Genomic DNA, 352 nt, shown 5'->3' with positions numbered 1-352 from the left:
GCCGCATGCTACACGGCCAAAAGCGCCGGGTCATACCAGACGTCCACGTGCCCAGGAGCCAAAAGCACTCGCCAGCCCGGCGCTAGAGCTAGGTAGGGAACGATCGACGGGGCTTGCTCTACAAGGTGATGGACGTGAAGTGGCTGAAAGAAGTCCGGGTGGTCAGATAGCTCTCCACCCCAGACATACCAGCCGCACGTGCCGTTCTCTGCGGGATGTCGCAAGGCATTGAGGGGAACCTGCGAGAGAGTAGAAAGGGCGATGCCCAATTGCTCGTCCTCACCGGGAGGATCAAAGAGCGAGCCGAATTGTTCGCATATTTCCGCCTGAGACGGGATCTGGTTCATGCGGC

The 352-nt window shown here is 59.7% G+C and carries 1 protein-coding gene; it reads right to left on the bottom strand.

Annotation, left to right across the window (positions count from 1 at the left end; translation table 11 throughout):
* Positions 1-8 precede the first annotated feature (8 nt).
* Positions 9-352 (bottom strand): immunity protein Imm33 domain-containing protein (locus tag J5837_RS16665; protein WP_210536077.1); only part of this gene is annotated, 344 nt, incomplete at its 5' end.

Source organism: Pseudoxanthomonas helianthi (genome assembly GCF_017939625.1).
Lineage (GTDB): Bacteria > Pseudomonadota > Gammaproteobacteria > Xanthomonadales > Xanthomonadaceae > Pseudoxanthomonas_A > Pseudoxanthomonas_A helianthi.
Note: the sequence above shows the minus strand (reverse complement) of the source record. Positions and strands in the feature narration are given on the sequence as shown.